We start from the raw sequence: 13,742 nt of genomic DNA on the forward strand, positions 1-13,742 counted from the left end.
CACGTTCAAAACACGACTGGCCTGAATGAAATCGGCGGGTGAGAGTTCGTCGTCCATACGAAAGGCCCCCAAAATGTCGTTTTCAAATATCATAGGTAATAATCACATCAGGCGCGGACCAATTTAACCGGGCCATTTCCAGCATAAAACTAAGGTGGCCTCCCAAAAGGTCAAGGTCTTTGGTTGTATTTTAGAAAAAGAACAAAAAATATGGTTGCACAAATGAATTGAGCGAACGCATCCTTTGGAGTGATCCATCTCGACATTTTGTTGCGAAAACCCTCTGCCTTGTCAGAGTGATGGTGACGGCCGCATCCTCGAACGTTGGCAATACGTTTCATCTCTTGTTCTTGCTCGCGGCGCAGCTCAAGCGGATCTTTCCCATCATCGATAACGCCGCTTGCCGCTTACGGGTGAAACGAAGCGCAAGATTCACTTTCCGGAGCCGGGCGTTCCAATCGGAACGAGATACAAGCCGGACACCGTTCCATCGGAAACGGGTTTGTCGTTTGGTTCAGCTTCCGGGCTTTCGCGTCGCTCAGCACGTTTCAAATCCATTTTCATGTCGATGCAAATCGCCTTAGCCCGCCACAATAGATGAGATTTTCTGTTACGACATGAAATGAACTGAGAAGGATATTTCGAATAAAATATAATAAAATCAATTTATTAAACTTACAAAATGATCCGACATGAGATTGATTGAGATACTAATTATGGCAGACTTCCTCGCCGCCATTGTTTTTCAAATCATTCCTTATCAATAAATGGTCTAAACGCTCCGGCCGTGACGCCACTCTTGTGAGTTAAAGGGTGGATATAACTCCACCCTTATGAGAGAAGCTGCTTAAGGTCGCTTTGGGCATCGCGCAGCACGGCTTTTTCCGGGGTTTTGCCCATTTCCAGCAATTTTTTGCCCGTAACGTAAGCGCGCGCATCATTGATGGCGTCGACGGCGATGAATGTTTCGTTCCGGTAGTACCAGATCGATATGCTTCCCTCGCGAACGCCGGGGCGCAGGATGGTTTCGTCATAACCGAGGTTTAGGCCGGCGATTTGCAGCTTGAGATCATATTGGTCGGACCAGAACCAGGGCTTGGGCTGATACGGTTGATTGCCACCCGCGAGGATTGCGGCTACCGCCTCTGCCTGATCGACCGCATTTTGAACTGATTCGAGTCGAATCTCTGCGCCTTGCCATGGCTGCAGCGCACAATCGCCAACAGCAAAAATATCAGGATCGGAGGTTCTTGCGAACGTATCAACCAGAATGCCATTGCGAACCGAAAGGCCAGCACGCGCTGCCAGTGCATCATTTGGCGACACGCCAATGCCCACAATCACCATATCGATATCCAAACGGCTGCCATCAGACAATTCGGCGGCAACAACACGGCCATTGGCACCGATCAAGCGCAACAATCCCATGCCTTCGCGAATCATCACACCATGGCCGGTGTGGACAGCGCGAATAAAATCTGCCGTTTCCTTGGCCGCAACACGCGCCAAAATGCGCTCTGCCATCTCGATCAATGTCACCTCAAGGCCGAGGTGGCGGGCAACAGCCGCCGCTTCAAGTCCGATGTATCCGCCACCGATGATCAAAAGGCGACGGCCGGGCTTCATTTCAGCACTCAAGCGGTCTGCATCATCCTTATTGCGAACCGTGAAAACACCGGAGAGATCGCCGCCAATATCTTGTGGCAAATGGCGCGGTGTTGCGCCGGTTGCCAGAACCAGTTGATCGTAGGCCAGCGTCGATCCATTTTGCAAAACAAGCTGTTTCGCTTGCCGGTCTATCTCTTCCACCCAGGTCGAGTGGCGCAGTTCGACATTATTGTCCTGGTACCATTGCTCCGGGCGCAGCAGCAGTCGGTCAAAACTCATCTCGCCCAGCAGATATTTCTTGGAAAGCGGCGGACGTTGGTAAGGGGCATGTGCTTCCAAACCGACAATGGTAATCGGACGATCATCTTTGAGACTGCGCAGCTTTGACGCTGTTGAGAAAGCGGCCTGTCCCGCACCCACGATCACCAAACCCTGCACCAAATCTGCCTCCAACGTTACCAAACAATCCGTGCTTTTGATTATCCCATAACCTACAAGAACCCAACTCCCTTGAAACCCGCAGGCCTGAAAATCTATTTCACGCTTCCCAAAACTGACAGAATGCAACCGATGTTTCAGGCAAGAGGCCGGGAATGACACCGCTGCGGGTGCTGTGTGAAGACAACGCAATTTTACGTCACAATGGAACAATCCATTAGGGAAAATGCGCTAAAATGCGTCCATTAAAGACATAGAGAGGACGGGTGTCATGCCGTTGCAGAACATTCCCGACACAAAAAAAGGCCTGCCAGAGGAAAAAATCTATCAGAAATTCACGATAGACCGCCCCGGCAAAATTATATTTGTTGGACATCATCTCAGCACCAAAACCACGGTGCGCTGTCTTGTGCGTAAAATTTCGCTCCATGGTGCCGAGTTGGAGGTCAGCCGTTACCTTCCCGTTCCCAAGAATTTCTTTCTGGAGATTCTGGGCATTCGTGATGAAATCGGCTGCACGCTGATCAGGCGTGAGCAGGAAACCGCAGTGGTTGGCTTTAACATGCTGATCGACCCGGAATTTTTACACCATGTTGTGAAGTTGTCCTTCGAATTTGGCCATTGAGGACCGGACTTTAAGTGTGCGACAGGTAAGGCACCGGCAGAAGATTGAAAACATCTCCATAACAGACTTCAATCATGTCGATTGCTATCGGAAAATACTACTTTAAATTTCAAATCCAGCCATAAAAAAACAGATTATTTACAACTTTAGCAGATATATTAAGCGACAAGAAAGTTGCCCGTAGCAAAGTCGCAAAGCGTGAACCGCGCCGGAGCACAAGGAGTTGCAATGGAGTCTGGAAATCATCTGAGTGGCGTCACATCGGAGATGTATGAACGCCGTTGGGATCGCTTTCAAGTCAAGCGTCCGGCGCGCATTATGGCCGTGCGTCCGGGCTTGAGCGGAACTGTGTCGCGCAGTGCAACGGTGCTGGATATTTCGCGTGGCGGTGCGGGTATAGAAATTGATGGCACGATGGGCCTTGGCTCTCATTACTATCTTGAAATTTTAGGCCTTGGTACACGCATTGGATGTGCTGAGGCATTTCGAAAAGGAAATCGCGCCGGCGTCAAATTCATTTTGCCCATCTCGGAGCCGCTGTTGCAGCGCGTGGTGCGTGCCGATTTCATGATGGGCAACAATCTCGACGATGTCAGCAAATCCGTGCAGCCGGGCATGGGTCGCCTTGCGCGTTAACGTGCGTTTTTTGGTAGCACACGCTTTCTGTTTGAAATAAATCACAATGTGCTGCCCGTGGCAGGGCAGGACTGAGCCTTGCTCTGCCGCCTCGGCTTACCCAAGTGTTGTTATCACACATGTTGCTATCACACTTGGAAAGCAAGTTGTGTTCATCAATCCGCTTTCGACAGTTGTTTTCGCGCCGAATCGCGTTCAAAAGCAGTGGGTGGTCTTGGCCACACACTGTCATTTGTTCTCTATCCGCAAATTCGGCTCAGAAAGTGTTTGAATGTCCATGTTTTCACGGTTCACGCCGCTCATCAGCCGCCTGCCATCCACTGTGCCTTTTGTTGGCCCTGAAGCGATTGAGCGCGGCCGTGGTGCGGTTGTGGCAGCCCGCATTGGTGCCAACGAAAGCGGATTTGGCCCTTCCCCACACGCGCTGCAGGCGCTGAGAGAAGCGGCAACAGACATTTGGAAATATGCGGATCCGGAAAATTTTGATCTCAAGGCAGCGCTTGCCGCCCATTATCATCTCAAAGCCGAGAATTTCGCCATTGGCGAAGGGGTCGACGATCTCTTGGGACTGGTGGTGAGAATGATTGTCGAGCAGGACACGCCAGTCGTGACCTCGTTTGGCGGATACCCGACCTTTAATTTCCATGTCACTGGTTTTGGCGGAAAGCTGATCACCACGCCCTATGTCGATGATCGCGAGGATCTGGACGGTTTGCTGGCCTGTGTTGTGCGCGAAAATGCACCCTTGGTGTATCTGGCCAATCCCGATAACCCCATGGGCAGTTGGCACGAGGCCGATGCCATTGTGGCTTTTGCCAAGGCTTTGCCGCCCACATGCCTGCTGGTGCTGGACGAAGCCTATAGTGAAACGGCACCGAAAAGCGCCATACCAGCCATCGACGCGTTGATTGATCTGCCAAATGTGTTGCGTATGCGCACATTTTCCAAAGCCTACGGGCTGGCGGGCGCGCGGATTGGCTATGCCATTGGCGCGCCTGAGAACACAGCCGTTTTTGATCGAATCCGCAACCATTTTGGCATGGTGCGCACCTCGATTGCCGCAGCATGTGCGGCGCTTGCCGATCAGGCTTATCTGCAAAATGTACTTGAACAGATTGCCGGTGCCAAGGCGCGGATTGCCCGAATTGCGCGAGACAATGGCTTGCAACCCCTGCCATCGGCCACCAATTTTGTTGCCATCGATTGCGGACGCGATGCGCTGTATGCCCGCGCCATTGTTGACGGGTTAATGGAGCACGGTGTGTTTATTCGCATGCCCGGCGTGGCACCCCTGAACCGGTGCATCCGCGTCAGTGCTGGCGTGACAGCAGATCTCGACCTGTTTGAAAAGGCGCTTCCTGCCGTACTAAAGGGCATCGAATAAAAGAAAACCGCGCCAGCCTTGTGTCTGCTGGTCGCGGTTTCAATCTTTTGGAGATGCTGTTTTTTGGAAATGGTCGTCTTTTGGATGATTGCGGTGGATCAGTGACAGGTCATCCATTCACGCGCATCTCTCAGCGCTTCAGCAAGCTGCGATTTTGACATGGTCGCGGCCAGATTGGCGCGCAGGCCCACAGACCGGTCACATCCCTTGATCGCTGCAATGTTGAGCCATTTGTGGGCGGCAACAATGTTTTGATCGCAGCCGCGCCCTGTGGCATACATCAAGCCGAGGATGCGAAAGACATCAGTCTGTTTTTCGCCACTCATTGCGGCCATATCTGCTTCATGCGCGTCAAAATGTGCCATCGGTCTGTCCTGTTTCAACGTTTTCGTTTTTCACCTTCGCTTTTGCGCAGCACGCGGCGTTTCAAGCACAAAGGTCGTCTTTTTATCATCTCATCGTCTCACCGGCGGCTTGGTTCGCAGCCAATGAGACCATGCTTAAGTCCCTGTTTTCATATCTGAAACCTAAAACCCTTGTGAGCATCTGCGGCTTCTTTTCGGGCTTTCGGTCCGGCCAGTTTTCCCGGCTCGTTTGATGTCCCCACTATGCCAAAGGGAATTCAAAATCACCTTAAAAGGCGTGCTTAACGACAGGCAAACGCATTGAAAACCCTTTGTAAACTTGTCTTTCTGTTAAGCATCACAGGGGCTGATTTCCCGGCAATTTCAGGTTAATTTTACAGGATGTTTACGGATCACTTTTTACCAATCATTCACCATGATCCGGAAAGGCGAAAAAACAATGCCTTGTTTGGTGATGAGCCAGGGCCAAAAAGTCACTGTCGAAAGCCTATTTACCTTTACGTGCGCGTCACTTATTTTGGCTGTCGGAGACGGTGAATTTCACCGCACTTTCGGGGAGCGATCAGGAGGAAAGAATGAAGCGAATTTTGATGGTGGCGGGGGCCGTGGTTTTGTGTGCATCAAGCGTGCTTGCTGCCGAACCAATCGAAGGCAAATGGAAAACAGAAAGCGGCGAAACGGCCGACATCAGCAGTTGCGGCACAAACTTCTGCATCAGCCTTAAAACCGGCAAATACGCAGGTAAGCAGATTGGCAAGCTCAACGGTGAGGCTGACGCCTACACCGGCGAGGTCACGGATCCTGCCGCAGACAAAACCTATTCCGGCTCTGCAAAAATCAGTGGCAATACGCTCAAGCTCAAGGGCTGCGTTTTATCGATCTTCTGCAAAAGCCAGACCTGGCGGCGCATGTAATGGCTACATGACAGCGCCTTGCAGGGATATTGCAAGATAAAACCCAAGGCGCTGTCATGCGGATCGCCAGTACCTCAGACGAAAACCTCAGACCATGCCAGCACCATTCAGTCTGGGTTCAGGCAAATGTGCCATATTAAGGCATTCGCTCAGGTCGGGAGATAGTCATGGTCGATATTGCAAAACGCCTCACTGCAATCAGTGTCATTATGACCCTTTTTGCCATGCTGTTTCTTGCCATGATCAATGACCATAATCCTGCGATGCGCATGCGCCAGCAGAGTCAGATCTCGGCGACCTACAACCTCATTCCATCGGCATAAAAGACAAACAAGACGGCTTTGTTGCATCTGTCGTTTGCTTGTTAAAAAGAGCGCTCTATAATGTCTCATGAGCAATCGAATCGTTAGTCCAATCCCTATGAATTGCATCAGCCCGCCTGCCTACGAGGCTCGGTATTTTACTGACGCGGCCAAGGCCGTTGATGCCATTACAGAAATTTATGAACGCAACACCAGCTTTCTGATTGATGCGTTCACCGCCTTGGGCAAGGGTGCCGCCATAGAGGGACGCTACCGCGCTTTCTATCCGCAAGTCAGCCTTGAAACCAGCAGCTTCGGCCATTTGGATACCCGCCTTTCCTATGGGCATGTGACCTCTCCGGGCGTTTACACCACCACGCTGACAAGACCCGCGCTGTTTCGCCATTATCTGAAGGAACAGCTGAGCCTCTTGATGCGCAATCATCAGGTGCCGGTGCGGGTGAGCGAATCCACCACACCCATTCCCTTGCATTTTGCCTTTGGTGAAGGTGCGCATGTGGAAGCCGCAGCCAGCGGGCTTTCCGATATCCCGCTGCGGGATCTGTTTGATACGCCCGATCTTTCGACCACAGATGATGAAATTGCCAATGGCGAATACGAGCCACCGGCAGGCGAGCCTTTTCCTCTGGCCCCGTTTACGGCGCAGCGGATTGATTATTCCCTTGCACGGCTTTCCCATTACACCGCAACAGGTGCCAATCACTTCCAGAATTTTGTGATTTTCACCAATTACCAGTTCTATGTCGATGAATTCTGCGCCTACGCTCGCGCTCTGATGGCAAAGGGTGGCGACGACTATAGCGCGTTTGTCGAGCCCGGCAATGTGGTGACACGGGCGGGAGAAACCGCACCATCCTCTGGCACACCGCTGGGTCGTCTGCCGCAAATGCCTGCCTATCACTTGAAAAAGAAGGGGCACGCGGGGATTACCATGGTCAATATTGGCGTTGGTCCGTCGAATGCCAAAACCATAACAGACCATATTGCCGTGCTTCGACCACATGCTTGGTTGATGCTGGGCCATTGTGCTGGCCTTCGCAACAGCCAGCGGCTGGGCGATTACGTCTTGGCCCATGCCTATATGCGTGAAGACCACGTGCTGGATGACGACTTACCGGTTTGGGTGCCCATTCCGGCTCTGGCCGAAGTGCAGTTGGCGCTGGAAGATGCGGTGGAAGAAGTGACCGGCTATGAGGGCTTTGAGCTGAAACGCATCATGCGCACCGGCACCGTGGCCACCATTGACAACCGAAACTGGGAATTGCGCGACCAGCGCGGCCCGGTGAAACGGCTCTCACAAGCGCGCGCCATTGCGCTCGATATGGAATCAGCCACCATCGCCGCCAATGGTTTTCGCTTCCGTGTGCCTTATGGCACGCTGCTCTGCGTGTCTGACAAACCCTTGCATGGCGAGTTGAAGCTGCCGGGCATGGCGACAAACTTTTACAAAACGCAAGTGAGCCAACATTTGCAAATTGGCATTTGCGCCATGCAAAAGCTGGCGGCAATGCCACAGGAAAAGCTGCATTCGCGCAAACTTAGAAGCTTTTTTGAGACGGCGTTTCAATAGACAGGAGCGCATCGCTCTTAAAGCAATGTTCCTTTTTCAAATCATGCCCGGCCTTGTGTCGGGCATTTTGTTTTCAGGCACGGCCAAAAAAATCATCACGGCCCTCTTGATTCGAGTGTTATAAGATATATCTTAGACCCATCAAGAAACGTTGGAGATAATCAATGAGACATTTTCACAAAGAGCATGGCGATGACCATCACGGCCGCGGACGTCATCACATTCTTCACAGCATGATGCATGCGATGCGCGGTGGTGCCTTTGGCCCCGGCGGACCAGATGGCAGACGCGGGCGCGGCCGTGATGGCGAACGCCGCCGCATGTTTGAATCGGGCGAGTTGCGGCTTGTGCTGCTCAAGCTGATTTCAGAACAGCCACGCCATGGCTATGACCTGATCCGGGAAATCGAGAGCCTTTCTGGCGGCGCTTATGCGCCCAGCCCCGGCGTGGTCTATCCCACCATGACCCTTTTGATCGATATGGGTCTGGCGGAAGAACAGCAGAGTGAGGGTGCACGCAAGCTGTTGGGAATCACACCCGATGGCGTCATTCACCTGCAAGACAACGCGCAGGCGCTGGACGTTGCCATGGCGCGGCTGACCGCTCTTGCCAAAGTGTCTGAGCGCACAGATTCAGGCCCGGTTCGCCGCGCCATTCACAATATGCGCGCAGTCATCCACGACAGGCTCTCCCAAGAGGGCGTTTCGCGCGAAACCCAGCTTGAGGTCGCACGCATTCTCGATGAAGCCGCCAGCAAGATTGAAAGGCTGTAAGCATGAGCAAAACCATGGCCGTCGTGCCCACAGACCATGCCTGGAAATATATTCAACAGCTGTGCAAACACTGGAGCCACAAGCTCACCGTCGATCTCTCGGACAACAAGGGCATCGTATCCTTTGACAATGCCACAGCGGTTATGACCTCCGATGAAAAAGCGCTGACAGTGATCATTGAAGCACCATCGGACGAGGTGCTGGAGCGGCTCAAAGGCGTCGTCTCCAGCCATCTCGACCGTTTTGCTTTCCGCGAAGCGCCCCTGCCCTTTGCATGGCAGGATGCCTGATCACGCGTGATAATGATCCTTGAGCCAATCCAGTGCCTTGCCAAGGGTCTCCACCGCCTGATCAACCTCGGACCGTGAAATGATCAAGGGCGGCGAAAACAACATGCGATCACCAGTGGCGCGAACAATGACGCCATTGGTAACGCATTGATTGCGCACGGCCGCACCCGCATCATCGGGTTTGGCAAAACGGCGACGGCTGGCCTTGTCGGTTGTCAGCTGAACGGCACCAATCAGGCCCACGCTCACCACCTCACCCACCCTGTCATGATCTTTCAGCGTACCCAGCGCTTGCGCCATATAGGGGCCGATGTCATCGCGCACGCGCTCAACCAACCCTTCCTCTTCAATGATACGAATGTTTTCGAGCGCTGCTGCAGAGCAGACCGGATGGCCGGAATAGGTGTAGCCGTGGTTAAAGTCGCCGACCTCGTTGATCAGCACTTCGGCCACCCGATCCGACACCAGCACCCCGCCAATCGGCAGATAGCCCGATGACAGACCCTTGGCGATCGGGGCCATATCCGGCTCAAAGCCAAAATGCTGATAGCCGAACCAGCTTCCCAGACGGCCAAATCCGCAGATCACCTCATCCGACACCAAGAGAATATTATGCTGCTTGCAGATGCGGACAATCTCGGGCCAATAGGTCTCTGGAGGCACGATCACCCCACCCGCCCCTTGAATAGGCTCAGCCACAAAAGCCGCAACATTATCGGCACCAAGCTCAAGGATTTTGGATTCCAGCTCCTGCGCAATCTTGAGGCCAAACGCAGCTGGTGAAAGATCACCACCATCACCAAACCAGTAAGGCTGGTTGATGTGATGAATGCCTTCGATGGGCAGATTGCCCTGCTCATGCATATATTTCATGCCGCCCAGCGAGGCACCCGCCACTGTGGAGCCGTGGTAGCCATTTTTGCGGGCAATGATCTGGGTTTTGGTCGAATGCCCCAGTGCCTTCCAATAGACGCGCGCGAGACGAAACCATGTATCGGTCGCCTCAGAGCCGGAATTGGTGAAAAACACATGATTCATATGGGGACCGGCTTTGCTGGTCACTTTCTGCGCCAGCAGCGTGGCGGGCGGCGTCGTGGTGCCAAAAAACGTGTTGTAATAGGGCAGTTCCTGCATTTGCTCAAAAGCAGCCTTGGCAATCGAGGTGCGGCCATAGCCAACATTGACGCACCAAAGTCCTGCAAAGGCATCCAGATATTTCTTGCCGGTCGAATCCCAAATGTGCACGCCTTCGGCTCTTTGCATCACGCGCACGCCGTTTTCATTCAGCTTTTTCATGTCGTTGAAGGGATGCAGATGATGGGCGGCATCAATGGCGGCAAGATTCGAAACTGGGCTGGAAATGTCTGACATAAAGATCAATCCTATCACGGCGGCTGCACATTGAACGGCAGCAACTAATCCGCTACGAACATGACCTGAGCAATCTCATTTGGCAAGAATGGCCAAATGCCAACAACATCGGAAAGTCGCTTTCATGACGGACACGCAGGATGCCACGGTTGACCCACAGGCTCGAATTGAAGTGCTGCTGGTTGGCATGAATGGCGATTTGCGTGGCAAAATGATTCCACTCAGCGCCGAAGAAAAGGTCTGGAAAAATACTGTTCGTCTGCCTGCCTCAACCCAATCTCTGGACATCTGGGGCGATGACAATGATGACCTGACCGGCATTTCGCTCACCTTAGGCGACCCGGATGGCATTTGCATGCCAGATAAGCGCACATTGGCCGCCATGCCGTGGGCTCCGAATGGCTCAAAGCAGGTGTTGGCCACCATGCACACGCTGGAGGGCGAGCCACATTTTGTCTGCCCGCGCGCCATTCTCGCCCGTGTGCTCAAGCGGTTCGATGCCCTTGGCCTGACACCCGTGGTGGCAACCGAGCTAGAATTTTATGTGATGGACGGCGATTGGCGCAATATGGATCGCCCTATGCCGCCAAAAGCCCTGACCTATCGCGGTGAACCCAATGGCTATCAGCTCTATGACATGCGGGCAACGGCGGCCATGGAGGACTACCTGACCACCTTGAGACAGTATGCCGACGCCATGGGCCTGCCCGCAGATGCCACCACAGCCGAGTTTGGTGCCGGCCAATTCGAGGTCAATCTGCTGCACCGGCCCGATGCGCTGGCCGCTGCCGATGATTGCATCTACCTCAAGCGCGCGGCTGAGTTTGCGGCCCAAAAGCATGGATTGAAATCCACCTGCATGGCCAAGCCATACAGCGATCAGGCAGGCTCGGGCCTGCATGTGCACATCAGCATTATCGATCAAAACGGCCATAATATTCTGGATGCCAAGGGCGGCGAACCAACCAGGCTGAAATCGGTCACCGCAGGCATGCTGCAAACCATGCAAGAGGCACAGTTGATCTTTGCGCCCTTTGCCAATTCCTACCGTCGTTTTCAGCCCGGCTCGTTTGCGCCCGACAAGATCGATTGGGGCTTTGGCCATCGCGGCACAGCCGTGCGTATTCCGGATAAAGATGGCCCGGCGGCGCGCGTGGAACACCGCGTCGCGGGTGCAGACGCCAACCCCTACCTGTTGCTCGCAGCCATTCTGGGCGGCATGCTGTTAGGATTGGAGCAGGATCTCGACCCGGGTACGCCAGCCTCGCCAAATGCTCCAAGCACAACTGCCAATATTTTGACCCATGATTTTCTGACTGCGGTCGATCGGTTTAGCGCATCCCCCTTCATCGCCGATGTGTTCGGGGCGCAATATGCAAAGATCTATGGCGACACCAAACGCAAGGAAGCCATGACCTATTTGCGCACCGTGTCGGATTTCGACTATCGGACCTATCTGCCACGCTTGTGATGTGAACAATCATCCTAAGATTGCGATGTTTATTGAAAAATAAACCTTCATTTCAATTGTTTTCCAGAAACTTGAAATGGATCGTCGTCGTGCTAGATGTTGATTTGCGCGGATAATTCTCGGTCATCTTGGTATATGGAGCATACCAGGATCTGTGGAAAACCAAGGAAAACAGCTGATCCGACGTTTTTGCCGCATGCGGGAAAACGGCCGAAAAACCTTTTATTGTCGCAGGATAGGGCTTGATTACTCAAATGCGACAATGTTTTTTTTGAGGCAGGGGTTGTTTTTTGAGCAGCTTTGCAATTTGGTCGGCAATCGAACAAACTTCAACTTGGTGCGGAGACCATAATGACCCTGATGAAAACCCGTTTTGTTGCGACCTTGCTCGCTGGCAGCATGCTGCTTGGCGCAAGCGGCGCACTCGCTGAAGTTGTATTGAACCGTGGCAACAGCGGCGAACCAAAGTCGCTCGATCCGGCCCATATTTCGATCAACATCGAAGGCTTCATCATCCGCGATATGTTTGAAGGCCTGACCATCAATGACGCCAGCGGCAAGATTGTACCCGGTGCAGCCGAAAGCTGGAAAGTGTCTGATGATGGCACGGTTTACACCTTCAAAATCCGCGATAACGCCAAATGGTCGGATGGCTCGCCAGTGACGGCTGAAGACTTCCAGTTTGCCATGCGTCGTTTGGAAAATCCAAAGACGGCTGCCGAATATGCCAACCTGCTCTACCCCATCAAGAACGCCGAAAAGGTCAACACCGGCAAGCTGCCTGTTGAAGAGCTTGGCGTGAAGGTGATTGATGCCAAGACGCTCGAAATCACTTTGGAGCGGGCCACACCTTATTTCTTGCAGCTTATGTCGCATTACACAGCGCTGCCAATCAGCAAGGCCAATTATGAAAAGTTTGGCGATGCCTTCGTCAAGCCCGGCAACATGGTCAACAATGGCGCATTCAAGCTGGAATCCCACGTTCCAAACGACAAGTTGGTCGAAGTGAAGAACGACCAGTATTGGGATGCCAAGAATGTCAAGCTTGACAAGGTCGTGTTCTACCCAATCGAAGATGACGCCGCTGCCGTGCGCCGCTATGAAGCTGGTGAGCTGGACGTTGTCTACAACTTCTCTGCCGATCAACTCAAGCGTTTGCGCTCTGCTTATAACAGCCAGGTTCACGTTTCGCCATCTTTGGCAACCTATTACTATGCATTCGACACCCGTCAGGAACCTATGAGTGACGTGAAAGTCCGTCGTGCGCTTTCCATGGCCATCGACCGCGACTTCCTCTCCAGCGAAATCTATTCCGGTGCCCAGTTGCCACTCTACTCCATGGTGCCTCCGGGCATGGAAGGCTATGAAAAGCCTGCCGTTCCAGACTTTGCCTCCATGTCGCAGATCGACCGTGAAGACAAGGCTGTGGAGCTCATGAAGGAAGCCGGTTACGGCGCAGGCGGCAAGCCGCTGAACCTTGATATCCGCTACAACACCAACAGCAACCATGAGCGTGTTGCCACCGCGATTGCCGATATGTGGAAAACCACATTTGGTGCCAAGGTCACATTGACCAACCTCGACGTTGCTTCGCACTATTCCTACCTCAAGGAAGGTGGCAAGTTCTCGGTTGCGCGTGCTGGCTGGGCTGCTGACTATGCCGACCCGGAAAACTTTCTGGCTCTGACCTTGGGTGACAACACCACCTTCAACTATGCGCACTGGAAGAACCCAGAATTCGACGCATTGATGAAAAAGTCATACGATGAGAAGGACCAGAAGCTTCGCATGGAAGAAATGCACAAGGCTGAGCAGATCCTGGTGGATGCGCAGCCTGTCGCACCATTGATGAACTCGGCTGACCTTTGGCTGGTGTCGGACAAGGTGTCTGGTTGGGCTGACAATGCCGTAAACGAGCATCTGTCCAAGTATCTCAGCGTTTCCAAGTAACGTCGAACGGAGAATGATGCGCGA

General features: G+C 53.1%; 13 protein-coding genes. 10 read left to right on the forward strand and 3 right to left on the reverse strand.

What is annotated here, in order from left to right; genetic code table 11:
- Positions 1-831: 831 nt before the first annotated feature.
- Positions 832-2,049 carry an NAD(P)/FAD-dependent oxidoreductase gene (locus BJF95_RS00820; RefSeq protein WP_075637629.1) on the reverse strand — a complete coding sequence of 406 codons (1,218 nt, stop codon included), beginning with the start codon at positions 2,047-2,049 and terminating at the stop codon, positions 832-834.
- A gap of 268 nt (positions 2,050-2,317) precedes the next feature.
- Here BJF95_RS00820 and BJF95_RS00825 point away from each other — a divergent pair, with 268 nt between their 5' ends.
- From BJF95_RS00825 to BJF95_RS00835, 3 genes are all read left to right on the forward strand, one after another.
- The gene (locus BJF95_RS00825) at positions 2,318-2,671 is read left to right on the forward strand and encodes a hypothetical protein (protein WP_075637551.1); all 354 of its coding nucleotides are present in this window, start codon (positions 2,318-2,320) and stop codon (positions 2,669-2,671) included.
- Between the two features lie 228 nt (positions 2,672-2,899).
- On the forward strand, positions 2,900-3,307 hold the full coding sequence (locus BJF95_RS00830) for a PilZ domain-containing protein (protein WP_075637552.1): 408 nt from the start codon (positions 2,900-2,902) through the stop codon (positions 3,305-3,307).
- A gap of 271 nt (positions 3,308-3,578) precedes the next feature.
- Complete coding sequence (locus tag BJF95_RS00835; protein WP_075637553.1) at positions 3,579-4,691, forward strand: pyridoxal phosphate-dependent aminotransferase; 1,113 nt, start codon at positions 3,579-3,581, stop codon at positions 4,689-4,691.
- A 98-nt stretch (positions 4,692-4,789) separates the two neighbouring features.
- Here BJF95_RS00835 and BJF95_RS00840 read toward each other — a convergent pair whose 3' ends face one another.
- Positions 4,790-5,056 (reverse strand): SEL1-like repeat protein, encoded by a 267-nt coding sequence (locus BJF95_RS00840; protein WP_075637554.1) that lies wholly within the window; start codon positions 5,054-5,056, stop codon positions 4,790-4,792.
- Positions 5,057-5,631: 575 nt separating this feature from the next.
- Here BJF95_RS00840 and BJF95_RS00845 point away from each other — a divergent pair.
- The 5 genes from BJF95_RS00845 to BJF95_RS00860 all read left to right on the forward strand — a co-directional run bounded on the left by BJF95_RS00845 (position 5,632) and on the right by BJF95_RS00860 (position 8,926).
- The gene (locus BJF95_RS00845; protein ID WP_075637555.1) at positions 5,632-5,970 is read left to right on the forward strand and encodes a DUF2147 domain-containing protein; all 339 of its coding nucleotides are present in this window, start codon (positions 5,632-5,634) and stop codon (positions 5,968-5,970) included.
- Positions 5,971-6,137: 167 nt separating this feature from the next.
- Positions 6,138-6,293, forward strand: a complete 156-nt coding sequence (locus BJF95_RS23950; RefSeq protein WP_175577171.1) for a hypothetical protein — start codon at positions 6,138-6,140, stop codon at positions 6,291-6,293.
- 67 nt (positions 6,294-6,360) lie between these two features.
- Complete coding sequence (locus tag BJF95_RS00850; RefSeq protein ID WP_075637556.1) at positions 6,361-7,863, forward strand: AMP nucleosidase; 1,503 nt, start codon at positions 6,361-6,363, stop codon at positions 7,861-7,863.
- Between the two features lie 164 nt (positions 7,864-8,027).
- Positions 8,028-8,636: a PadR family transcriptional regulator gene (locus tag BJF95_RS00855; RefSeq protein WP_075637557.1), complete on the forward strand. Its 609-nt coding sequence runs from the start codon at positions 8,028-8,030 to the stop codon at positions 8,634-8,636.
- Between the two features lie 2 nt (positions 8,637-8,638).
- Positions 8,639-8,926 carry a DUF2218 domain-containing protein gene (locus BJF95_RS00860; RefSeq protein ID WP_075637558.1) on the forward strand — a complete coding sequence of 96 codons (288 nt, stop codon included), beginning with the start codon at positions 8,639-8,641 and terminating at the stop codon, positions 8,924-8,926.
- On the opposite strand, the gene BJF95_RS00865 is transcribed toward BJF95_RS00860, so the two are convergent.
- The gene (locus tag BJF95_RS00865; protein WP_075637559.1) at positions 8,927-10,297 is read right to left on the reverse strand and encodes an aspartate aminotransferase family protein; all 1,371 of its coding nucleotides are present in this window, start codon (positions 10,295-10,297) and stop codon (positions 8,927-8,929) included.
- Between the two features lie 124 nt (positions 10,298-10,421).
- On the opposite strand from BJF95_RS00865, the gene BJF95_RS00870 reads away from it, so the two are divergent.
- Both BJF95_RS00870 and BJF95_RS00875 read left to right on the forward strand, forming a co-directional pair.
- A complete protein-coding gene (locus tag BJF95_RS00870) occupies positions 10,422-11,768 on the forward strand; it encodes a glutamine synthetase family protein (RefSeq protein WP_075637560.1) in 1,347 nt (448 codons plus the stop codon).
- Positions 11,769-12,119: 351 nt separating this feature from the next.
- Positions 12,120-13,718, forward strand: coding sequence for a peptide ABC transporter substrate-binding protein (locus tag BJF95_RS00875; RefSeq protein ID WP_075637561.1), 1,599 nt, complete (start codon positions 12,120-12,122; stop codon positions 13,716-13,718).
- The last annotated feature ends 24 nt before the right edge of the window (positions 13,719-13,742 follow it).

Source organism: Rhizobium oryziradicis, assembly GCF_001939045.1.
Classification (GTDB): Bacteria; Pseudomonadota; Alphaproteobacteria; order Rhizobiales; family Rhizobiaceae; genus Allorhizobium; species Allorhizobium oryziradicis.

Excerpts from the sequence above, each read along its gene's own strand:
- BJF95_RS00825 (WP_075637551.1), top strand. The coding sequence starts at position 2,318 with ATGCCGTTGCAGAACATTCCCGACACAAAAAAAGGCCTGCCAGAGGAA.
- BJF95_RS00830 (WP_075637552.1), top strand. The coding sequence starts at position 2,900 with ATGGAGTCTGGAAATCATCTGAGTGGCGTCACATCGGAGATGTATGAA.
- BJF95_RS00835 (WP_075637553.1), top strand. The coding sequence starts at position 3,579 with ATGTCCATGTTTTCACGGTTCACGCCGCTCATCAGCCGCCTGCCATCC.
- BJF95_RS00840 (WP_075637554.1), bottom strand. The coding sequence starts at position 5,056 with ATGGCACATTTTGACGCGCATGAAGCAGATATGGCCGCAATGAGTGGC.
- BJF95_RS00845 (WP_075637555.1), top strand. The coding sequence starts at position 5,632 with ATGAAGCGAATTTTGATGGTGGCGGGGGCCGTGGTTTTGTGTGCATCA.
- BJF95_RS23950 (WP_175577171.1), top strand. The coding sequence starts at position 6,138 with ATGGTCGATATTGCAAAACGCCTCACTGCAATCAGTGTCATTATGACC.
- BJF95_RS00850 (WP_075637556.1), top strand. The coding sequence starts at position 6,361 with ATGAGCAATCGAATCGTTAGTCCAATCCCTATGAATTGCATCAGCCCG.
- BJF95_RS00855 (WP_075637557.1), top strand. The coding sequence starts at position 8,028 with ATGAGACATTTTCACAAAGAGCATGGCGATGACCATCACGGCCGCGGA.
- BJF95_RS00860 (WP_075637558.1), top strand. The coding sequence starts at position 8,639 with ATGAGCAAAACCATGGCCGTCGTGCCCACAGACCATGCCTGGAAATAT.
- BJF95_RS00865 (WP_075637559.1), bottom strand. The coding sequence starts at position 10,297 with ATGTCAGACATTTCCAGCCCAGTTTCGAATCTTGCCGCCATTGATGCC.
- BJF95_RS00870 (WP_075637560.1), top strand. The coding sequence starts at position 10,422 with ATGACGGACACGCAGGATGCCACGGTTGACCCACAGGCTCGAATTGAA.
- BJF95_RS00875 (WP_075637561.1), top strand. The coding sequence starts at position 12,120 with ATGACCCTGATGAAAACCCGTTTTGTTGCGACCTTGCTCGCTGGCAGC.